Source organism: Stenotrophomonas sp. FR010 (genome assembly GCF_047520755.2).
GTDB classification, from domain to species: domain Bacteria; phylum Pseudomonadota; class Gammaproteobacteria; order Xanthomonadales; family Xanthomonadaceae; genus Stenotrophomonas; species Stenotrophomonas sepilia.
On sequence record NZ_JAXBQT020000002.1, the window covers coordinates 1 to 21139 of the forward strand.

24 protein-coding genes are annotated in these 21139 nt (G+C 65.2%); 3 read left to right on the forward strand and 21 right to left on the reverse strand.

All coding sequences use genetic code 11. The annotated features are described in order from the left end of the window. Positions 1-379 precede the first annotated feature (379 nt). The 9 genes from ACM0PK_RS02180 to ACM0PK_RS02220 form a co-directional block, all read right to left on the reverse strand. Entirely contained in the window at positions 380-520 is a 141-nt protein-coding gene (locus tag ACM0PK_RS02180) for a hypothetical protein (RefSeq protein WP_005412379.1), read from the reverse strand. A 241-nt stretch (positions 521-761) separates the two neighbouring features. Then, positions 762-1382 (reverse strand): antirestriction protein ArdA, encoded by a 621-nt coding sequence (locus ACM0PK_RS02185; RefSeq protein WP_032961789.1) that lies wholly within the window; start codon positions 1380-1382, stop codon positions 762-764. Between the two features lie 63 nt (positions 1383-1445). Then, positions 1446-1706: a hypothetical protein gene (locus tag ACM0PK_RS02190; RefSeq protein WP_032961791.1), complete on the reverse strand. Its 261-nt coding sequence runs from the start codon at positions 1704-1706 to the stop codon at positions 1446-1448. After that, the gene (locus ACM0PK_RS02195; RefSeq protein WP_032961794.1) at positions 1703-1885 is read right to left on the reverse strand and encodes a hypothetical protein; all 183 of its coding nucleotides are present in this window, start codon (positions 1883-1885) and stop codon (positions 1703-1705) included. Before ACM0PK_RS02195 ends, ACM0PK_RS02190 begins: the two co-directional genes overlap by 4 nt. Then, entirely contained in the window at positions 1882-2322 is a 441-nt protein-coding gene (locus ACM0PK_RS02200) for a hypothetical protein (RefSeq protein ID WP_005412383.1), read from the reverse strand. Before ACM0PK_RS02200 ends, ACM0PK_RS02195 begins: the two co-directional genes overlap by 4 nt. Next, the gene (locus tag ACM0PK_RS02205) at positions 2322-2645 is read right to left on the reverse strand and encodes a hypothetical protein (protein WP_005412384.1); all 324 of its coding nucleotides are present in this window, start codon (positions 2643-2645) and stop codon (positions 2322-2324) included. The genes ACM0PK_RS02200 and ACM0PK_RS02205 overlap by 1 nt, the downstream gene beginning before the upstream one ends. A 52-nt stretch (positions 2646-2697) precedes the next feature. After that, on the reverse strand, positions 2698-3297 hold the full coding sequence (locus tag ACM0PK_RS02210) for a DNA polymerase III subunit beta family protein (protein ID WP_005412385.1): 600 nt from the start codon (positions 3295-3297) through the stop codon (positions 2698-2700). A 64-nt stretch (positions 3298-3361) separates the two neighbouring features. Further along, the gene (locus ACM0PK_RS02215) at positions 3362-3532 is read right to left on the reverse strand and encodes a hypothetical protein (protein ID WP_004154558.1); all 171 of its coding nucleotides are present in this window, start codon (positions 3530-3532) and stop codon (positions 3362-3364) included. A gap of 68 nt (positions 3533-3600) precedes the next feature. Beyond that, positions 3601-3762, reverse strand: a complete 162-nt coding sequence (locus ACM0PK_RS02220; protein ID WP_154267699.1) for a hypothetical protein — start codon at positions 3760-3762, stop codon at positions 3601-3603. 1075 nt (positions 3763-4837) lie between these two features. Here ACM0PK_RS02220 and ACM0PK_RS02225 point away from each other — a divergent pair. The 3 genes from ACM0PK_RS02225 to ACM0PK_RS02235 all read left to right on the forward strand — a co-directional run bounded on the left by ACM0PK_RS02225 (position 4838) and on the right by ACM0PK_RS02235 (position 6205). Next, a complete protein-coding gene (locus ACM0PK_RS02225; protein ID WP_032961796.1) occupies positions 4838-5167 on the forward strand; it encodes a hypothetical protein in 330 nt (109 codons plus the stop codon). A gap of 215 nt (positions 5168-5382) precedes the next feature. Then, a complete protein-coding gene (locus ACM0PK_RS02230) occupies positions 5383-5715 on the forward strand; it encodes a hypothetical protein (protein ID WP_043033726.1) in 333 nt (110 codons plus the stop codon). Positions 5716-5818: 103 nt separating this feature from the next. Then, positions 5819-6205: a response regulator gene (locus ACM0PK_RS02235; RefSeq protein WP_005409127.1), complete on the forward strand. Its 387-nt coding sequence runs from the start codon at positions 5819-5821 to the stop codon at positions 6203-6205. Between the two features lie 21 nt (positions 6206-6226). Here ACM0PK_RS02235 and ACM0PK_RS02240 read toward each other — a convergent pair whose 3' ends face one another. From ACM0PK_RS02240 to ACM0PK_RS02295, 12 genes are all read right to left on the reverse strand, one after another. Continuing rightward, positions 6227-6679: a hypothetical protein gene (locus ACM0PK_RS02240; protein WP_005412387.1), complete on the reverse strand. Its 453-nt coding sequence runs from the start codon at positions 6677-6679 to the stop codon at positions 6227-6229. Further along, a complete protein-coding gene (locus ACM0PK_RS02245; protein ID WP_005412388.1) occupies positions 6676-6984 on the reverse strand; it encodes a hypothetical protein in 309 nt (102 codons plus the stop codon). The genes ACM0PK_RS02240 and ACM0PK_RS02245 overlap by 4 nt, the downstream gene beginning before the upstream one ends. Before the next feature lie 9 nt (positions 6985-6993). Then, entirely contained in the window at positions 6994-7491 is a 498-nt protein-coding gene (locus ACM0PK_RS02250) for a hypothetical protein (RefSeq protein WP_322540680.1), read from the reverse strand. After that, positions 7488-7679 carry an LPXTG cell wall anchor domain-containing protein gene (locus ACM0PK_RS02255; RefSeq protein ID WP_005412390.1) on the reverse strand — a complete coding sequence of 64 codons (192 nt, stop codon included), beginning with the start codon at positions 7677-7679 and terminating at the stop codon, positions 7488-7490. Before ACM0PK_RS02255 ends, ACM0PK_RS02250 begins: the two co-directional genes overlap by 4 nt. A gap of 8 nt (positions 7680-7687) precedes the next feature. After that, positions 7688-9352: a phage terminase large subunit gene (terL, locus tag ACM0PK_RS02260; protein ID WP_032961836.1), complete on the reverse strand. Its 1665-nt coding sequence runs from the start codon at positions 9350-9352 to the stop codon at positions 7688-7690. An 8-nt stretch (positions 9353-9360) separates the two neighbouring features. Next, a complete protein-coding gene (locus ACM0PK_RS02265) occupies positions 9361-9606 on the reverse strand; it encodes a DNA packaging protein (protein ID WP_032961803.1) in 246 nt (81 codons plus the stop codon). Beyond that, positions 9603-9872: a phage holin family protein gene (locus ACM0PK_RS02270; RefSeq protein ID WP_005412393.1), complete on the reverse strand. Its 270-nt coding sequence runs from the start codon at positions 9870-9872 to the stop codon at positions 9603-9605. The genes ACM0PK_RS02265 and ACM0PK_RS02270 overlap by 4 nt, the downstream gene beginning before the upstream one ends. 26 nt (positions 9873-9898) lie before the next feature. Next, the gene (locus ACM0PK_RS02275; RefSeq protein WP_126411773.1) at positions 9899-10384 is read right to left on the reverse strand and encodes a hypothetical protein; all 486 of its coding nucleotides are present in this window, start codon (positions 10382-10384) and stop codon (positions 9899-9901) included. After that, positions 10384-13188: a tail fiber domain-containing protein gene (locus tag ACM0PK_RS02280; RefSeq protein WP_049427184.1), complete on the reverse strand. Its 2805-nt coding sequence runs from the start codon at positions 13186-13188 to the stop codon at positions 10384-10386. The genes ACM0PK_RS02275 and ACM0PK_RS02280 overlap by 1 nt, the downstream gene beginning before the upstream one ends. A gap of 25 nt (positions 13189-13213) precedes the next feature. After that, complete coding sequence (locus tag ACM0PK_RS02285; protein ID WP_005412396.1) at positions 13214-15751, reverse strand: phage tail fiber domain-containing protein; 2538 nt, start codon at positions 15749-15751, stop codon at positions 13214-13216. Between the two features lie 39 nt (positions 15752-15790). After that, the gene (locus ACM0PK_RS02290) at positions 15791-18892 is read right to left on the reverse strand and encodes a hypothetical protein (protein ID WP_234500153.1); all 3102 of its coding nucleotides are present in this window, start codon (positions 18890-18892) and stop codon (positions 15791-15793) included. A 69-nt stretch (positions 18893-18961) separates the two neighbouring features. Continuing rightward, on the reverse strand, positions 18962-21136 hold the full coding sequence (locus ACM0PK_RS02295; RefSeq protein WP_032961810.1) for a hypothetical protein: 2175 nt from the start codon (positions 21134-21136) through the stop codon (positions 18962-18964). Positions 21137-21139: the final 3 nt, after the last annotated feature.

Consider the following 21139-nt stretch of genomic DNA (forward strand, 5'->3'; position numbering starts at 1 on the left):
CGGCATGGTTCCGCTGGCGGCATGTCACCGGTAGAGTTCGAAAAGCGCTACGCGCAGAGCGGCGACTGAGTGTCTATGGAACTCTGGTCGGTCCACTGCGGATGCGCAGCCCGACAGCATGACGCTGCCGTCGGGCAGACTACAGGCCACAATGATGGCGCGTCCGTAGGAATCAAGTACCACGGGAGAGATTGATCCCGACTGGTGCAGTGAAGTCATGGCCGCGGGGTCTCCGTTGGGGCCGCGGGTGGGACCGGATACGACACCCGCCAGCCACAGTCCTCGGGGACGACCGAGAACTGGACGCGCTCGTTGAGTAGGCCGAGCATCGCGCGGAGAGCGCCGCGCTTCTCGTTATGGTCGAAATTGATGGTCCGAATCATTCGGGCACCTCGTAGGTCCGTTCATGCAGGACCAAAACCTCCCGCTCGAATACCAAGAACGGGCCGAACTGGTGGACGCGGAGGGCCACGTTGACGATCACCAGGGTCGAGTTTGCGGTGAAATCTGCGTTACGCATATGTAAGTCTCCTGTTATGCAAGTGCTACAAATGGAACAATGAGTGCCAAATATCGAGATTGGCCTTATGATTAGGGATGAAGGGCGTGATCGCCACTCCCGACCCCAAGGACCGTTCGATGATTGACCCCCGCGTAGAAGTCGCCATTACGGCCCTTCACCTAGTCGTATGGGTGTGGACTAGCTCGGTGCCGGCGCATCGCACATACCTGTATTGGCGCAGGGTCTTGCGGAAGCGGCGTTAGCGGCTCCAGAAGTAGAAGCCGCTCACCTCAAACGCGTCACCGTTGAGCCGAATGTCGCGGCCATAGCTCTCGTAGTCGAAGTAGCGGGAGAGGGCGTCGGGCACGCCGTGGAGAAGCCCCGATTCGTCCACATAGTTCTCGGCAAAGTCGGCCCAGCTATCGAACTGGCCCACGTAGGCTTCGTGGAACTGCTCCACGGTCACATCGTCGAGGCCCTCGTGGTCGCAGAAGGCCGTGTAGGCAGCGCGTTCGGTGTCGTTGTGCAACTCGTCCAGCCGCTCTTGCAATGCGCACAGCTTGTCCAGGTCGGGGTGCTCGCCCCAGGTATCCCCGAACACGTCGTCGTAGTCGTGGACGGCCCACTCCTCGGCGCTGGCGACCTTGCCGCTTCCGCCACACGCCGTGCATTCCGCCCCGCCGAATACTCGGGGGACGTATGTGGTTCCAGTACCGCCGCAATCCGGGCAATCAACGGTCACGTTCGGGTGCGGCGACTCGCGCAGGATGCGGGCAATCTCATCGCGCACGTCGTCGGCGTCGCGTCCCTCCAAGTCGATCCACTCGCCGTGCAGGACGCCAGCGTTATATGAGGCAAGGCAGGCAACGTAGATTTGCATGGTGTGCTCCAGAAATGCGAAGGCCCGCACTAGGCGGGCCTCGGGATCAGGGGTGGTTATCGGTCAGTGCGCCCAATCGGGCTTGACGTTCAGCAGGTAGGCGGCGGCCACTGCGCGGGCGGTGTCCTCGTCGGCCACGTCGGCAATCCACCACCAGCGGTCCTTACCGGCCCAGCGGTAGACGCCCCAAAACTGCGCGGCCATCGGTGCGCAAGGCTCGACGCTCCCGTCGAACTCTTGGCGGGGACCGTAGGAGACCGATCGGTCGCCCAGGGTGACCAGCTTGTCACCGGCAGGTACAGCCAGCTCGTTGTCATTGCTCATTGCGACAGGCCCTTTGCGTGTTCGATGGCGCGATCCAGTGCGCCGGGGATGTTGTGAAAAATGCCGTGGCGTGTCGAGTGGGTGAGGCCGATTTTGTAGACCTCAAAATGGTTCGGCCCCTTGCGCAGCACCCATGCCTTTTCGGTCTCGAACAAGATGTCCTCCTCGCGGTAGCTCATCGCGCGGCTCCCATGCCCTCGGCGATCCATGCGCGGGCCTGCTGCTCGGCGCGGGCCACGCCATCGGCGGTCTCGTGGTTGATGCCGTTCCTCGACAGCCACCCGCCCAGCGGGTCGGCGATGTCGTAGGCCCAAACGCCGCTCCACTGCTCGCCGACCTCCTGCCAGAGGCGGTGCAGCATGCGCGCCACCTCGACAAGAAATTCGGAGTCCTCAATGCCCAGCGGCGCGGTGCTCATCGGCTCGGGCCACGTCCACCCGCTCGCCAGCTGCGCGAGGTCGATGGGGTCGAAGTCGGTATCCCTGATTGCGCGGTTGACCACGGTGGCGAACTCCTCGGCTTGCTGCGGCGTCATCGCGGTCGCCGCCAGTTGTTCGTGATAGCGCCCCGGCTGTGCCAGGAACACGTTGCGGGTTCCGTAGGTGCGCAGTTCCATCACAGCACCCCCAGCCCGCGCAGCACCGGCATCACCAGCGCGTTGGTCTCGTCGTTGTCGCTCCAGTCGCTCGCGGCGTCGTCCCCGTTCTCCCAAATCAGGAGCACAAACCCCGCCTTTGTTGCGTCCGGGCGGTAGAACCGCAGGTGATCGTGGTCGGTAGAGGCGAGGGCCTCCAACACTTCTTGCCGGTCGCGGCTGTGCCGCACCGTGGTTTCTTCGCCGTCGTAGACGCCGAGCGAGTAACCAGCGGCGAGGGCGGCATCCACCAGCGCCACGGCTATGCGCTTCGCGCTCTCGGGGGCGTAGTTGTCGAGGTTCATGGCTTTCTCCGGGCAACAAAAAAGCCGCCTTGCGGCGGCTGATGGGTTCGGGTTAAGCGCGGAGCGCGTCGCTGCACAGGGCTTCCGGGTATGACGAGTCGCGCATTGGCATGACGATCAAAGACGCGCACCTGATGCTCGGATCGGTGATGCCGCCAATACCGAACATGGCCGCCACGTCGCCGCCAGTCACCGGAATCAGTGAAGTGGCCTTGCCGCCGAATGCCTTGCAAATTACACCGGCCGCCTTCACTACGCCTTCGAGGACGGCAGGCGCGAATCCGGACAGCTTGAGTTCGTTCGGCTTGGACACCGCAGCACGCCAGTCCGGGTAGGTTCCATCAACGGCAGCAAACTCAATGGCCTGGCCTCCGCGCTCCGCCTTGAACCGGCTGGCATCGCCCACGGCGCTGAAATAGACATCGCCCTTCATCTTGGCGACCAGCTCGCACGCATTGCGCGGCACGATGATCTTGCCAATGTCCCACGGCAGGCTGGTACGCACCACAAGCATGCGGTGGCCGTCTGTAGCAACGATGATCGCACCATCGGCGTGCGACTCAATCAGCACGCCATTCAAGTAGAAGCGAACGTCATTCTTGGGGGCCACATGCAGAGCGGCGGCGATCAGGGCGGAAGGAATTTTGTTCATAGCTTTCTCCGGGCAACAAAAAAGCCGCCTTGCGGCGGCTTCGGGGGATTGGGGTAGGGCGCTGTTAGAGGAACAGCTTGGTCAGCGTGACGATGCCAGCCACAAAGGCCGTGGCGACCACCAGCGGATACCACCGGGTCTCCATCATCAGCTTGTCGCTCTCGCGGTTGATCTTGCGAATCTCAGCGGTGAGCTTGCGCACTTGCAAGTCCTCCAGTGGTCCATTGGTGCTCATGGTAGCTCCAAAAAAGACCCGCCGTCACACGTCGGCGGGGTGTGGAAAACCGGGTTGACGAAAGGGGATCAGATGACAACGGGGGATGGACAAGGCGCAACTTGGGTGCGGTTCTTGTGTGCCTGGCGCTCCCGCTCGTTGAGTCGGGCGCGGTGCTCGCGGATGCCGCGGCGGATGCAACCGGCCACGTAGTAGTCGCGGGCGGTCATATCAAACGGGATCATCGTCATGGGTTGCTCTCCAGTGAATCGGACCACCAAAACGCCCCATCACAACGGTAGGGGCGCTTTGGCGGTCAGACTCATGCTCGTAAGGCATGGAATCTGACCGTCGCCAGCTTCCGGGAGCGCCTCCAGCTCGCCTAGGAATCCCGTACAGATGGCCCCGCTCTTTCTGGCGGTGACCCGGTATCCGTGGCGGCCTTCATCGGCCCTTACACTTCCCGGCGCGGCTAGTGTTCCCAGCTCCCCGCGTTCTGCCGTGGGCGGCGCTCCTGCCTGCCCCTTTCCTACTGTCCCGACCGCACCCTGCGGCCGTTGTTCGATGGTGGGCATTATGCCCTTTTGCTCCCGGTTTGTCAATCACTCCCGGTAGGGGGATGGTTGAGCCGGACGTTACCTGCGGTGCGCTTAGGGGCCTTTGGGGCTAGTCCTCAGTGCTGGCGGGATAAGCTCTAGGTGCTGTCGATCCATCGGTCGCACGTCTGTCGCCGCCTTTTCCGCTGCCGCCGTGTTGCTGGCGACGGGTATAGATTAGATCAATCCCCGCATGGCTGTCAATACCCCGATGGCAACGATTTTGGATGGTCGCAGGGAGCGCCTAGCGCGCGCGTGGGGAGCTTCTATAGGCGGGGCGGTAGGGGTGCCCGTGGCGGGCCTTGCGTGGGCCGTGGTGGCGCATTGGCTGGCCGTGGTGGGCGGCAGGTGGGCATAGGCCGGGCAGGGTGTGCCGAGGTGGTCGGCAGGTGTGCCGAGGTGGTGCCGAGGTGGGCGCGTGGCGGTCAGGGCAAAAAGACAGATAGGGACAGACAGGGGCGCGAACGTTTGAGCGCGGATGTCCGCAGGTTGCCCAGGTATCGCATGGGATTGCCTAGGCACTGGATACCTAATCCGGTGGTTCACCTTTGGAATCAGTAGGTTAGCCGAGGTGGTGACGCCGCAGGTGACGCGAAGGGGGCGCATCGTGCCTTACGCTACAGGGGGCGACCCCCTACGGGGGGTGATCGCGCCGTTCCAAGTAGTTGGATACTCCTTCGGAAATTTGCCGCAAACCTTTCGACCACCTCTGTCACTTCGAGGAGACGTTATGTACGCCCGCCGATACACGATAAGAACCGCTACCGCGATCACCGTCCTGGCCTTAGTGCTCGCAGGACTCCCTGCCGCGTACTTTCAGACCGGCGTAAGGAGCGCTGAGGAGTTGCGTTCCTGGAACGAGCAGATCATCGAGAACGACGCCTCGCCGCAGGTGTTGGTTGATGAGGCGGTGCGGACGTTTGACGCCGCGACGAATGACCTCATCAGCAACCGCAATTCCCGCAACCTGTTTCTCCAGCTCGCTTTGGGCATCCCGGCGCTCGCTTGGATTGGTGCGGGCGTGGTGCTATGGGTCATCAAGGATGGGACGGAGGTCTAGTCCGCCGCAGTGGCACCCAAGGAGGACAGAGGAACACCCCAGGAGTGCATAGGAGAACTGTAGCTCTACTTGATGGTGAATACCAATGAATAGAACTCTATAGTCCTGCTAGAGTAATACTTAGGTCTTACTATGATAGCACCCTTGTCAAGCCCTCCCAGTGCTCCGTGGTCGAATAAACTTAGCGGTTGGCATAGACATTACAACGAGCATCTATGGCATCGCTCAATACCCTCCTCATTCGCTTGGCGGCGCTGGTCACTGTCCTCTCGCTGGTCTGTGCTGGAGTGCCCGCCGCATATCAGCACGCGAAGCTTCGAGCAGCACGGGAGCTGGTCGAACGTACCCGCGAGGTCATAAACGATGACACGACCTCGTACAGCGTGGTGGCCGATGCGGTGCCAATTCTGGATTCTGCACTGACTGAGGCCGCGCAGCACGAGCACATGAGAGGCCTACTCGTGGAATTCACGATTGGCGTCCCGCTGATCGTTTGGTTTGTCGTCTTGGCTGTAATGTGGTGGTTCAAGGATGAAGAATTGGCGTGATAGCTGAACTGTTCACTTTCAGGTAGAGTCGTTTACTGTCTTTTAACTGGCCGTCGTGTACGGTACGAACCGTTTGGGGAACGTAGGCGTGGGAGAACGCGCGATGGCTACGGATGCATACAGCCAGGGTCGGCTCGGCTCGTTGTTGGTCATGGAAGATGATCCTGACCTGTCAGGGATGTTGAAGGAAATCCTGGCGATGCAGGGTTACGAGGTCGATGTGGTCGCCTCCGCTGCCGATGCATTCGACCGCATAGAGGCGAAAGCATTTCACGCGGCGATCTTAGACATCCAGACGCAGGACGGAGCATCAATGTCCGTCGCCGATTACCTGCTGTCGCACCGAATTCCCTACATGTTCGCGTCCGGGGTGCCGAACCCGCAGCTCCCTGACGCTCACCAGTGGGCGACCTTTCTCCCGAAGCCGTACCGCATCAAAGAACTCATGAGCGCCCTTGATAGGACTCGCCAAATCGGCATTCCTGTTTAGGCGCGTCCATGCGCCAGTAGTTCAGGTCCGGCGTTTTAGGAAACGCTTTGTAACCGTGTCGTAGGTCTGCACCGGAGGACCGCTGTAGAGGTCCGTCGAGCAGGCCATGAGGACTGCTTCGGTCGCGTTGTGGCCTGCCTTCATGGCGGCCAGGGCAATCGCACCACCACTACCGGCGACGAGGAAGTCGCGCCGGAGGTCGAGAGGGAGACCGTCGTGGTAGAAGGCCACCGGGTTGTCCCGCAGGCCGACCACGAGGATCGTGTACTCGCCCTTGGTCAGTTCGTCGAATCCCTCCGACAGCTCGCGCACGGCTCGCTGGATGTGGGAAGTGGTGCCCGCGCCGAACACCACCAGGTCGCGCCCGGTGGTGTCGGTGGTGCGGTAGAACTTCTCCTCCTCGTACCGCAGATCACCAGCGGTGACCTGCGAGTCGATAGCAACGAGCCGGCCGTCAAAGGCCAGCGTGGTCACTGCTTGATGTGCTCCCGCCAGTAGCTCGGGGTGAACGCAGCCCACTCGATGTCGTTCACGTCATCCCACAGGCGCTCCGCGGCATTCCGCAGGTGCTCCCACAGGCCGCCGAGGACGACGTAGGGCAGCGCCAGGAACACGACGACGAACAGCCAGCCGGTGTAGGTGCGACGGGAGGTCTCGCGCAGGCGCTCCAGGAGCCACTGCGAGGCGAGGGCAATGCGTAGCGCTACGTACCCCTTAGCGCGCTCGTAGGCGCGCACCAGGCGCTCGCTGGCGCGGTTGTAGATGGTCTTGAAGTTCATGGGTTCCGGTTAGGTGTTGCGGATGGTTGCCAGGGCCTTCGTGTAGAGCGCGTCCCAGGTGTCACGGTGCGGCTTGCCCGGCCGCCAGTTGCGGACGTAGTAGTCCCATGCGGCCTGGGGGTTACCCAGGGCGGGCAGCGGACGCGGATCGGTGAACAGCAGCAGGCGAGCGAACGCACAGGCGAGCACGTCGTCGGAGGCGAGCGCCTCGTTGACCGCAGCGGTCGAGGGACGCTCCAGACGCGCGGAGACGAGCTGTGAGGCGCGTGCGGAGGTCGCCGGGTGACGGAGTACACCTGCGGTGCCGCCGCCCGCCTCGAACTGCCAGAAGCCGCGTGCGGGGCCTTTGATCTGCCTGCGGTGCTCGAAGCGAGATTCCTGGAGACCAATGGCGAGCAGCATGACCTTCGCTTCGGGAGTGAAGGCCACGCCGGGGAGCAGCCGGGCCGCCGCGGGGATCAGGTTGTCCCTGACCTCCACGAGGCTCGGCAGCTTTGCGTCGGTCATACCGGCGCGTAGGGGTTCGACTGGCCGCCCTGGGTGTGGCAGCAGGGAGCGTGGTTGCAGTCGCACGGCGTTACCGGCGCGGGTGCGCTCGGGCCGTCGTTGTCGTCGTCGTTCTTGCGGCGCAGGAACAGGTACAGCAGGCCAGCGGCGGCGAGCGCCATCAGCCACGCAGCGAGCGTGTTGGACATTGGGTCTCCTACAGGATGTCGAGGTAGTTGTCGGGTGACGGCATGCGGCCGGTCACGGACTGGATGAAGGAGGCGTACTCGCGGTCGAGCAGCTCCTCCAGGTAGCGCTGCTCCTCCTTGGACACGTCTCGGGAGAGCTGGTCGGCCCAATACTTCACGGCCATCGCCAGCGCTTCGAGGCGGTCGTCGTGGCGCAGTGCGCCGCGGTCGCGCGTGATGCGCGTCAGCTGGTAGCACAGCTGGTACTTCTGTTCGGACTTCTGATCGGCGCGGATGATCGAGGCATCGACCACCAGGCGGTGCTGGTTCAGCACCGGCTCCAGCACGTCGATGATTCGGTTCTCCTTCGAGGTGCCGTAGTGCTTCACCTCCTCGATGGAGCACGGGTACACGCGCGCCAGGACGCCGGAGAGCATCTTGGCGAACATGCCGTCACCGAAGTTCGCCTCAATGAGGACTGCGGAGACCTTCTCGGCGCGCGCGATGTGCGCCAGGGTCTCCAGCGTGTCGTCGTCGTAGCCGCCCTTGGTCGCACCAGCGCGGCGCGCGTAGAGCATGCCGCGAAGCATGCCGACGACCGCGTAGCCGGTTTCGTCGCCACCTCGGCCCGAGGGGTCGATGGCGAGTACCTTGCCGGTGAACTCCTCCATTTCCGAGGCGAGGTACATGGGCCGGTACAGGCGGTCGCCAGTGAAGCCCACGGACGGGATGTCGCTGACGATGTACTCCGGGCCGCTGCTGTAGACCACGCGGATCGGAGCGACCTCGCGGTCCACGTCCATCACGATCAGGTCGGACAGCTTGAGCGGGTACTTCTCGGCGTCGGACAGCGACGCATCGAGCATGAACTGGAGCATGAAGCCGGAGCGTCCGTAGGACGCCTCGCGCTCCATCAAGTCCTCATCGGAGAAGCGGACGCTCTCGCAGTTCTTCCAGGCGAGCTTGGGGTTCGCGTCGAACGCATCGGCGATCATCGGCGCGAGGCGGTCGCCGTACACCTGACGGTGCTTGGTGTCCTTCGGGTAGCGCGCAGGCCAGATGCGGATGACGTAGCCGCGCTCGGGCAGCTTGTTGTAGAGCGACTCCTCGGTCTGCGGAGTGCCGAGGTAGATGATCTCGCCGCCAGGCTTGAGCACCGCGTCGAACTCCTTGACCAGCTCGGCGAGCTTCTCGCGCTGCACGACGGTCATGGAGTTCTTTGGGACTTCGATGTCGTCCGCGATGATGGTGTCGGCGCGGGAGCCGGTGAGCTGGCCGTTGATGCCGACCGACTTCACCGAGGGCGACTGATCGGGCTGCGCGGGACCGACATCGAACGCCAGGTTCGAGTTGCGCTGGTCGGGACGCGGGCGCAGGTGTTGCAGCTCAGGCAGGGTTTCGATCAGGCGCTTGACGAACACCGAGAACGCATCGGCGCGTTCCTTCGATGCCGAGACCACCATGATCTTGTGCTGGGGGTCTTTCCAGAGGAGCCAGCAGACGTAGGCGGCCGTCACCCAGGACTTGCCGACGCCGCGGTACGCCATGATGACGCGACGGCGCGGGCCGGTTTTCAGGAACTCGCAGATGTCGTACTGGATCGGAGTGGGGCTTGGTAGCCCCAGCTCCTTCCAGACGTACCAGGCGAAGTTGCGGAAGTCCTCGAAAGGGTGACGAACGTGGAGGCTCGTCATGCCCTCCATCAGTTCAGCCGCCCATCCTCAGCGGGATCGAACGGGAACTCGGACACCTTGTCGGCCAGCTTGCCCAGCGGTGAGCCGGGCGGCGTGGCCGCAACGTCGATGCCGTTGTCCTTGAGAAACTGCCGGGCCACGTTGAGGATCGAGGCCAGGCCCTTCGCGTCCGACTCCATCGAGTCGATGGTGTCGGCGAGCTTGTCAGCGACTGCGGCGTGCAGTCGCTCCAAGGCATCCTTGGGGGCGGTCACTTGTTGACGACGCGGTTCAGTACGGTCTCCAGCGCGGACGTGCCGAGCGACGCCAGGATGCACGCGAGCGCGACCTGGGCGACGAAGGAGACGCCGGGGATGAAAATGACGATGGCACCAGCGGCAAGGCCGGTAGCGCCAGAGAGGATTGCGCGGCCGAGCGCCTGCTTCCAGGTGATCGGATCGTTCGACGTGAGCATCTTTGCGATGCCCACGATGAGGCCGACGCCCGCGAGAGCGCCGACCAGCTTCACTTCATCGTGCATTAGGTCTCTTGTAGGTGGTGGATGCGTTAGAGCGGACGACCGAAGCTGTACTCGTAGTTGCCGGTCAGGGTGATCTGCGTGACGCCATCGGTGACGACGACTGTGAACTGCCCCATGCGGGAGGTGTTCCGCCCAGAGGCGGTCACAGTGCCACCGAGGCCGCTGCCGGAGATCGACGCGCCGCCTGTGACGGAGCGGGAGACCACGGAGTAGTTGCCGGTGCCGCCCGAGCAATAAACGCTGAACGACTCGCTGACCGTGCCGTTGGTGGACTGAGGCCAGTTACCCATCAGGTAGCTCGGCGACAGCGATGCTTGGAACGGCGTCGCCTTGACCGCGTTGTAGAACTGCGAGGCGTAGATCGGGCCGCTCGTGGGGACGCCGTAGTTGGCCGGAACGTCGGGCACCAATCCACGTCCTCGGTAATACTGGTCCGCGTAGATCGGGTAGCCGCCGCCAAACTCGGCGCGGATCATTTCCCAGGAGATAGGGCCGGAGCCGGGGAGGGCCATCAGGCACCTCCCCCAAGGTCCGCGACGCGCTTACGCAGCGCCTGCACCTCAGCGATAAGGAAGGGAATAGCCTTCTCCCACTGGATCGTCTTGATGCCGTTTGCGTGCGTGGCGACCATCAACGAGTAGACCTCCTCGGCCTCCTGCGCGATGCCGCCGACCTCGTGATCCGCGCTCGGGTGGAACGTGGGATTCAGCTCGGCGATTGCCTTGGCATCCCAATCGAACTCGCGTACACGGAAGCGGTCGAAGAAGTCGGCCACCTTGGAGGCCGAGGCGTCCACGATGTTCTTCTTTAGACGCGCATCGGACGCATAGGCGACGATGTTGCCCGTGGCGACCCAATTGTTGCTGCCGTCGCGGTAGGCGCACCACGAGAAGGCGTTGCTGGCGAGGAAGCCGTGGTTGTTGTCGTTGCAATGGAGCCAGTGCGTGGTCCCGTTGTCGGAGTCGTAACAGGTGATGGTTGGCGAGTAGCTCTCCAAACGGAGGTCGCCACCGCTACCGCCTGGGCCAGCGATAAGGAATCCCTTGCCGCCGTAGGTGCGAACCCAGGTGCTGTCCTGCATCCAGATGCCGCCGCCGTGCGCTTCCGAGTACCAGCCGGTGCCGGACTGCTGGGAGCGGAACCAGCCAGCGTTGAGGTAAATCTGATCGCCGACCGTCAGGCGGCCCGCAATGTTCGCAGCACCGTTCCAGTACAGGTTGTACCAGCTGTTCGTGTTCACGCGGGTGATCGAGCAAACGTCATCGCCAGCGCCGTTCGTTCCGTGGATGTACGCGGTTCCCGCTGCACCCATGCCGGTCAACCGCAGCGGCGCGCCATAGGCCAGAGTGACCTGCCCGGTGAAGGTTGCGCCACCCAGGCTCGCCTTGCCGTCCAGTGCGGACTGGAGGCCGCTGACGTTTGCGATGGTGTGCGTGTGACCGGCGTCGGCCTTTCCTGCCGGGTTGAAGTTCGCCGAGGTCCAGACGGTGCCGCCAGCGTTGAGGGACGCGACGCCACCCGTGCCATCGCCGAATCGGAACTCCAGCGAGTTCGCAGCTGGCGGCACGTACACATAGCGATCCAGCGACCCCAGGTACATGACGCCGGACGTGGCCTCGCCGCCAAATCCCTGCACACGAATCTGCCCGGAGGCGAACGTCTTGACGCCACCGATGGACTGATCGTCGGTCACGTTGACGACGTTGGCGATCTCGGCGGCGGTATGCGTGTGGCCGATTGCCGACTTCCCGTCGAGCGCCGCTTGCAGCCCGGTTACGTTTGCGATGGTGTGCGAGTGGGACGCCGCCGCTTTGCCGTCGAGCGCGGACTGGAGGCCGGTCACGTTGGCGATGGTGTGCGTGTGCGTCGCCGCCGCCTTGCCGTCGAGCGCCGTCTGCGTCGCGGTGCTGATCGGCTTGTCGAGGTCGGCGGTATTGTCCACCTTGTCGAGGCCGACCTGCGCCTTGGTGTGCGTGTGGGTGCTCGGCGGGTAGGTCGTCGGCTTCCCGGTGACGTGGGTGTTGAAGTCCACGTCGTCGCGGGTCGCCAGCGCGCCCAGGCCGCCGATGTCGCCAGCCACGAGGGTCACGTCGCCCTGCTTACCGGCGACGCTGGTGACCTGATCGGTGTTGTCGATCTTCTCCCAGGTAGCGCCGTAGAGCGCCTGGTCGCCGACTCGCCAGTGGATGTCGCCCACAGTGCCTTCGCCGACCACCTTGTAGAAGTGACCCTTCACCGGGTTGGCCGGGAACGCACCAGTGCCGGCATCCCACGATCCCATGTAGACCAGCGAGCCAGTGACGGCAGCCTGCGCCTGGGCGGCCCAATGCTTCGCCGAGAACTCGCCCGGCGAGACCTCGGTGCCCTGCGGCGCGTTCGCGTACAGGCCAGCCTTGTCGCGGGCAGCCTCGGCAGCGGCCTTGGCCGACGATGCGGTCTGCGCCGAGATCGAGGCGGCAGACGCCGAGCCGGACGCAGCGGAGGCATGACCGGCTGCGGTGGTCGCCGAGCCAGCAGCCTCGCCAGCCTTGGTCGCCGCGGCGGACGCCTGGGCTTCCGCCCGGTTGGCCTGGGTGGTCGCCTGAGTGACCGAGGTCGCTGCGGCGGTCGCGCTGTCGGCGGCTGCGGCAGCCGATGCTGCGGCAGCGGTGGCGTCAGCTTCCGCGCGGTCGGCCGCGTCGGTCGCATAGCCCAGGATGGTCTGCGCCTGATCCCGTGACGTGGCGGCAGCAGTCGCCGCTGCTTGCGCGTCGGAACGCGCCTGACCCGCTGCGGTGGCCGACGTGCCCGCCTGGCTTGCGGAGCCAGCCGAAGCCAGCGCCGAGGTGGCCGAGGCCGTCGCCGAAGCGGCGGCGTCCACTGCGGAGCTTGCCGCCTCGGTCGCGCTGTCGGAAGCCTCGGCCGCCTTGGCAGCAGCGAAGGTCGCCGCGTCGGCGGTGGCCTGCACGTCGTCGTCGATGCTCGCGGCGGATTCCGCAGCGCGCACGGCGGATGCTTCGGCAGCGTCGGCGAAGCCAGAGGCGTCATCTGCGGACGCCTGCGCGGCGTTCGCCATGCCGGTTGCCACGGACACCAGGTCGCGCACCTGCACGACCGAGCCGGTCAGCTCGTCGGTCAGCCCGGCCACGTCCTTCTGGAGCTGCGGGAACGAGAGGAGGGTGTGGTTGTTGCCCAGGCCGTCCGTCACGACGACGGTGCCTTCCTCCTGAGTCAGCAGCGCGATCATCTGATTCTCGCGCCGGTTCCAGCGGTCTACCAGCGTCGAGAGGCGCGAGGCCAGCTCGGCGTTGGAGACGTAGCCGGGGGTAGTGCTCATGCGGTGCTTGGGTTCTCTCTGAGGGTTATCGGATGCCGAAGGCGAAGCCGCCAATCGACGTGATGAGGTAGTTCGGGTAGGCCGGGGCGTCGTAGCCGTGGACCTGCGGAGGCGGGCTGGATGCGCGGCACCGCACGCGGAATGCGCGGGCACCGCCTGTCCATGCGCCGGACGCCGAGAGCGTCACCGACTGCTCGTAGGTGTAGAAGTTGGACGCGGTGAAGGTGTTGCCGTCGCCGCCCATCTGCTGAATCAACGCGCGGTACATCGGCGGCTCGTGCGAGGCGATGACGACCCACACAGAGTCGCGCAGCTCCTCCAAGATGACGTGCAGCCCGTAGACGCGCGTGTTCGCGGTGACGGTCACCGACACGGAGGGCGTATGACCCTCGCCAGCCAGCACCGGAGCGCCGAGCCAGAACTCGTGGATCGCCACCCAATCGCCGAGCGGGATGAAGTTGTTGCCCGCCTGGTAGCAGAGGCTCGTTGCCCCGGTCCACCACACGCCGGTCGCCGACTGGAACTGCCCAACGATGTTGGGAGCATTGACGCGGCCTCGGAAGAACGCGCCGCCGTTGCGGTCCACGTAGAACACCGCGTTGTTGGCGTTCTTCGCGCCGGAGCCGACCCACAGGGGCCAGTCGCCGAGGTTGGAGATTTCCACGCGGAACTCGGCAGCGTTGACGATGTTGCCGTTGCCGTCGAGGGTGTGGGTCTTGAACGTGCCGCCGTTGATCGTGCCTGCGTTTGCCGTGAGCGCGGCCAGGGAGTTCACCCTGATCTTGTCCGCAGTGATCGTCCCGTCCACCACCAGCGCACCCTGGATGCCCACGGTGGACTGGCCGCCGACAGTGCCGATCACGAACGGATACTTGATGCTCGCCAAGGTGCCGCCCGAGGTGTACTGCGGGTGGACGAAGGCGAAGCGATCCGCGGTGACGATGAAGTCGCTGCCGGTCTGCGGGTTGGCGGAGAGGGCGATACCGGCGACCACGGGGACGCCGTTGATGGTGCCCGCGTTGATCTTGACCGAGTAGTTGGCCTGCCACTGACCGTACATGCCGGAGTGCTGCCCGGCGACCACGTTGAACTCCTGCCGGATGGTGGCGAAGTCGCCGTCCTTGAACGCCTGGACCTGCGTGGCCGCGATGGCCTGTGCCTGCTCGGCGGTGATCTTGGTGGTGTTGAGCTGCTGCACCAGCGCGCCGGTCGGAGAGGTGACATCCAGGTCGGCCTTGCGCCAGCCGGTGCCATCCCAAATCTGCGTCAGGTACGCGCCGGTCTGCACGGTCTTGACCCAAAAGGTCGGAACCTTGAAGCCGCCAGCGGGCGGGGAGGGCTGCGCGTCCGAGAAGATCGTCGGCGCGGTGCTGGTCTCCAGCGTGGATACCTGGGAAGCCAGGGCTTCGCGCGCGGACGCTTCGGTGTCGATGCGCTGCTCGAAGGCGGCCGAAACCGCCGACACCTGGCCGTCGATCTCATTGGCAATCCCCTGCGGCACGTTCGCGCCGTAGCTGGCCGCCATCTGCTGTCGGAATGCCGTGTTGGCACCCTCGGCGTCCGTCAGGGCTTCGGTGGTCTCGGCCAGGCCAGCGATGTTCTCGCCGTGGCGGACTACTGCCGTCTCAACGTCGGACACGCGGGCCTTGGTTGCGTCAACCTCGGCCATGACCGCGGTGCGGACCTGCGCCGCGCTGTCCTCGATCTCTGCGCCGAGCCGCTGCTCGGTGGCCGCACGCGCCGCTTCGGTGGTGCTCTCCACCTCGTCGATGCGCTGGTTGAGCGCTGCGGAGATCGTCTTGCCGTTCTCGACCACCTGGCCTTGCAGCTCGGTGATCGCCTCGACGCGCGCGGAGCGCTCGTCAGCGATGGCGCGATTGACCTCCAGGAATCGTGCCTGGCTACTTTGCTCGCCGTAGTCCACCCGCGCGAACAGGTCGATGATCTGCTGCGCGATGACCTTGTTGCCTTCGGTCAGCAGTCCGATCTCGTGGGTGGCCGTGCTGATCTTGTCGCCATAGTCGCGCTGCACGTCGAAGAACTCGTGCGAGCGCATGATTTCCTCCAGGATCGCCTCGGCGTTCACGTCGATAAGGTCGATGCGGGTCAGCAGGTCTTGCAGTGCTGGCGAGCGGAGGAGCTGCTCGATGATTGCGTTGAGGTCCGGGTCGCCACCGGGGTTACCGGGGCCGCCACCGGGGAGGCCGCTGCCACCACCGAACTCGGCGAGTTCCTGGTGTGCGTACAGCAGTTGGCGGAACGACTTGGACAAGTCGCGCGCCGGGAGGTTTGCGCCTTCCTTGTAGTTGACCAGGAGGGCGTCAATCGGCGTGAATCGCCGGATGGTCACAGTGTAGGGTGCGTCGAGCACGCCATCCTGCGACGGAATCTCGATGGTGCTGGCGTCCACCCACGACACGGAGACAGCGCGGGCCGCGTCCGGTTCACCGACGAACGCCCGGATGTGTTCGCGGGCGATGTACGGGAACGGCACGGTGAACCGCGTAGGGCCTCCCTCGTAGGTGTAGAGCACGAAGGAAAGGCCGCGCGATAGTTCGATCATGCGTCCTCAAAAAGGTGGAGGCCCCGAAGGGCCTCCTGGTTACGGTCGATCAGTCCCGTCCTTGCGGTCAGGGAACTGCTGTAGGGCTTGATCCGCGATGTTGCGGACGCCCGTCATGTTGTTGAACCACCAAATCTTCCAGAAGTCGCGCATCTGCTTCTCGGTGATCTCCTCATCGTCGCGGATGGCCGAACCGATCATCCGCGTGCTGCCGTAGACCTTGTTGAACAGGTCGATGGACGGGATGCCCATCACGCCGTTCTCCAGGCCGGTCGAGCGGTTGTTGGCGAACACCGGGTCGTTACCCAAGGCGTCCGCCCACACGGCGTCGGTGACCGCGGGGATCACGTTCGACCAGCTCGATTGCGCGACAGCGTTCTTGTAGAAGTTCTCCTGCGTCAGCTGCTTCTTCCGCTGTTCGGGGTTGCCCGCAGTGTTGATGTACGTGCGAGCCGCCCAGCCCATGCCTGCTGCCGAAGTGGACAGCACGACCATCGCGTAGGTGCGCCAGTCGTCGTAGTGGTGGACGGAGTTCAGGAAGTGGCGGGTGTAGCTGTTGACCATGAAGCTGCGGAACTGCGTGACGATGCGGCCGGTGGTGGAGTGCATCAGCTCGATGCTGTCCGAGGCGTCACCTTCGAGAACCTGGTGTCGCGTCACGCGGAACAGGAAGGCCGCCATGCGCTCGCGCGTCTGGAACGGCAGCTTGTCCGGGTCGATCTGCTCGATCTGCCGCTTGCCTTTGAGGTAGCCGAACACGTCGGCCTGGGCCTTCTCGTCGAGGCCCCAGGTGCGCAGGCGGGCCACTTCGGCGTCCGACAGCTTCTTGGCGTTCGCCATGTCCAGCAGCCGCAGCAGCGTGGCGCGACCGGCGATGCGTTGGAGCATCGTGTTGATCGGGGCCATGCCGGATGCGACCGAGGTGACGTGCGTCGCCATGTTCATCGCGTTGTCGATCTTCTCGCCGTGCTTGACGTTGAACGTCTGCGGCACTAGCGCATCCTCGTCCAGGCGCAGGAACGGCGGGTTGCGCAGCCAGTCGGTGCCGGGTGCGAACAGCCGCTCCATGACGCGCGCCTCCTGCGAGGACAGCTTGCCGTCAGCGCCGCGCACCAGGAAGTCGCGGGCGGCACCCACGGAGTTCCAGAAGTTGCGGAGACCGGCATGCGCGATGGTCGGGCCAAGCTCGGCGAACAGCGAGAAGCCGACCTGGTTCATCACGCGGGCGAAGTTCCAGTTGCGCAGGAACCGCGCGTAGCGTGCGCCTCGGCTGGCGGGATCGAGTTCGGTGCTGCGGCCGAAGGTGGACTTGAGGCCGATGTCGATCAGGCGCTCGATGTCCTTCACGTCGTCGCCGGACTTGCGGGCGTCGCTCTTGAGCTTCGACACGAAGCGGTCGAGCTGTGCGCGGTTCTTGATGCCAGCCTTCGACGACAGCGCCGACCAGCCGGTGATCTCGCGCATGTAGCGGGTCATCACCGAGTCCACGTCGTTGTCGAACAGGTCGGCCATCGAGACCTGCACGTCCTCGCCAGCCTCGTTGCGGATGGTGGTGGAGTAGGTCTCGTCGAGGTCGATGCGCTTCTTCGCGCGGTCGAGCTTGCCCGACTCGTAGGTCTTGCGCTCCAGCTTGGACAGTAGCTCTTGCGACCGCACGGGCGAGACGCCCGCCTCGGTCAGCATGTTGCCGATCTCCTCGACCGAATCGCTGTCCAGCGGGCGGACCAGCAGGTCCATCCCGTCGCCCTCGAAGTTCGCTTGGGCGCGCTTGAGGTAGGAGCGTGCAACCGCCCCGAGCAGCTCGTCGTCGATCTCGTCGCCTTCGTCGGTGGTGGCCTCCCAGGCGCGACGCATGGCGGGCTTGATGAGCTGCTCGATCACGTCGTCCTGGTGAAGCTGCATCTCGCCGAACAGGCGCTTGAAGCCCTTGCCACTCCAGTAGCGCGGCAGGTAGCTGCCGTTCTGCGCCACGTTGGCGAAGCCGTCGAGGTTGCTGTCCTGCGCCAGCTTGAGCGCATCGCGCATCGCCTTGGCGACGCTGCCGGCCGCCTTGGCGGCTTCCGGTGATACGTCAGGCGCACCGCGCACGGCACGGCCGACCTCCTCGTTGAACTTTGCGCGCTCGGAGAAGTTCCACCAATGGGTGCCTGTCCGTTGCTTGTAGGCGTCCCATGCGGCGTTCACTCCGCTCCGCCATTCCGTCTCCATGACGGCCAGGTGGCGCTTGGCGAACTCGCTGGTGGACTCCTGGACCGCGACGGAGCGATCGGTGTAGCCGACGCCATCGCGGAACAGCAGGCGGCCCGCCTCGCGCACCAGCGGCGACTTGGCGCTACCCATGCGGGCAGCAAGGTCGCGGCGGACGGTGGCGAAGTGGGGCGTGATGTGCGCGTTGACCAGCGCCTTGTCGGTGAACTCCTGCTCGAATGCGCTCTCGTTGCGCAGCGGGAGGACGCCTGGCGTGAGGTCGTTGGCGGCGGTGCCTGCCACGCGGGCGGCGGACAGCGAGTCGTCACCGGCCAGCCGCTTCACCACGTCAGGCTTCACCTCGCCGTCGAACAGGGCACCCCGGCGAGCGCCGAGGGCACCACCGAACGCGAACGACAGGGCGGCGCTCTGCACGCCATCCGCGAGCGTCTGCTCGGGGTCGTAGGTGGAGGTTGCGGCCGACATCAGCGCGGAGGTGCCCGCAGCCTGTAGACCGGAACGCACCGCGTTGGCGAGGCGTCCGGCCTTGGCTGCGTACCCCAGGCCGCCCGTGGCGAGATCGAGGCCGGTTGCCACCGGGTCGGTGAAGCCGAGGGCGATCTGTCCGCCCAGGCCGAACTGCGCCAGGTCGTCGTCCGCCATCTGATTCATAAAGGCCACGGATTCCAGATAGGAGAGGTGCTCGTCGGACGTGGCCCGGCCGAACAGCTCCCACTGCTCCGGGCGCAGGCCCATCGACTCCCAGCGCTTGCGCGCGTCTGCGGGAATGCGATAGCCCTGCTGCGGCTCGTAGCCCAGCTCGGTGATGAAGCGGTCGATGAAGCCGATGCCGCCCTTTGCCTGGGCAGCGCCCCATCCGTCCCATACGGTCGTCTGATCCTTCCGGCGCTCCGCGGCCTCTCGCTGCTCCTTGCGCTCGCGCACGGCTTGCACGATGGGCTGCTGGGTTGCCGGCTTGACGATGTTCTCGTCTGCGCCGGGTAGGGATTCAAACATGCGGTCTTACTTCCTCGTCAGGTACTCCAGGAAGTCCTCGGGGACTGCCGGGGTGGTGGTGGTTTGCTTGGTGCCCGCGTTGGGAACCAGCGGCTTGGTGAGGTCGAACTTGGGCAGCTCGAAGGCGGGAGCCTCGGCGGCGCTGGCGTCGCGCTTGGCGATGGCCGCAGGGACTTCCGTGGTCGCCGACTGCGAGCGCAGGTCGCGGATGTTCCGGGACTGGTCCGCCCAGGTGGTGCGCTGCTCGACCCGACGACGCGCCTGGGATTCCGCAAGGTCTCCCTTCCAGCGCTGGTGCTGTGCCGCGATGGCACGCGGGTCGAAACCGATGGCGCGGCCGGTGTCCGGGTCAGGGATCAGCCAGTTGTCGGGGCCGACGATCTGCCACTGCCCCGGATTGCGGGGATTGGGCAGGGCCGACAGCTCATCCGGGTCGCGGCCGAGCTTGCGCGCGACCGTCTGGATCAGCTCGTCTACCGCTGGCTCGGCACCCTGCGGCATGCCGATGTTTGGCACGCGGCGGCCGTTGACGGTCGTGCGCTGGGCGTCGATCTGACCGACCGCTGCACGGATGGCAGCTTCGCCGGACACTCCGCCACGCGAGGCGATGCGCTCGGCTTCCTGGCGGATGCGGTGCAGCTCACGCGGGTCACGCGGCTTGCCGTCGATCTCCAGGTAGTCCTTGATGCCGGACTTCCAGGTGTCGTTGATGACCGAGCGGGCCTCCTCGACTTCCCGCTTCGGTTGCGTCAGGACGCGAGCGGCCTCCTGGTGAGACTGACCGCTGCGCCGGGTGTCGTAGAGGTACTGGTCCAGCATTGCGGCAGCCTCGCCGCCAGCGACCGTATCGGCGTACTTGGGCGAGACCTTGCGGAGCTGTTCGTACAGCGTCGCGGCGTTCTGGAAGTTCTCCTGGAACGCCGGGTCAGCGCGCTTGAGGATGCGTTCGAGCTGGGGGATGACGATGCCCTGCCGTGCCCACTTCTGGAGCACCTGGCCGCGTGCGGCCTGCGGGGTTTCCTCCCACTCCTTACCGGCCTGCTTCTTGAGGTCGGCGTCGCTGATCTCGTAGGGATTGCCCCCGGCTACCAGCTTGCGGATGCGCTCCTCTCGGGCGCGCTCCTTCGCTTCCTGCTCCCAGCGGCGAAGCGTCTGCTCCTGCTGGTTGTTCCAGTATCGCTTGAAGGACTGGAGGTCGCCACCGCTCAGGCCGAATTTACTGGCCCAGGTGTCGATGGTCTTGTGGGTGAGCTGGCCGCGATCCGCGAGGCCCTGGAGCGTCCACTCTGCCTCGGCCATCGCCTGCTTGCGTGCCTCGTCCTCGCGGTGTGCGATCACGCGGGCACCAGCGGCAGCCGCCGCGCGCAGCTCGTCGCCGTGCTCGGTGTTCATCAAGCCGGGCTGGCCGTCGCCGCGGTCCTGCTCCAGGAACGCCAGGATCGACTGAGGATCGCGGTTGCCTGCGGCCAGCTCCTCCTTGGCGGCCTCGACGTAGAGTTCGTCCACGTCGCGCTTGTTGAGATAGGCGTACTCCTCCTGGTCCAGCATCGCGTACAGGCCGTTCATGCCCTCGGAAGTGAGGAACGTGCCGCCCTTGATGCCGTCGCGGATGATCGCGGTCAGCGACTCCTTCTGCCGGACCAGCATTTCCCGCATCGAGTCGGCCTGCCACTGCTGGCGGACCTGCTGCGCGGCGCGCATGGCGACCGGCATCAGGGCCTTGCGGACCTGCGGGTCTTGGAACTCGGGGTTCTGCGTCAGCGCAGCCATCCGCTCCTTGATGAGCGGCTCGATGTCGGTGCCGGGTTCGGCCTTGGCGATCTCTTTGGCCGCTTCGATCTGCCAGTCGCGGACGCGGATGATGCCGTCTGCCTTGAGGTAGCCGCGACGCCATGACTCCGACTGCTGGGCAACGAAGTCCTCGGCCTGCCGGGGCGTACCCTCGGCGTCCTCCTGCATACGTTGGGTCGCCGCGGCGCTGTACTGCTCGCGGCTGTTTGAGATCATCTGCGAGTTGACGGAATCCGAGACGCGCGTCAGCACCGCAGCGGCGGTGCGAGAGAGGACACCGGCACCAGCGGAGGACGCTTGGTCAGCCTGCACCGCCAGAACGGGGCGCTCGGCGAGACGCTGCGGCACCTGCGCGCGGCGGATGATCTCTTGGGGTTTCGTGCGAGCCACGGG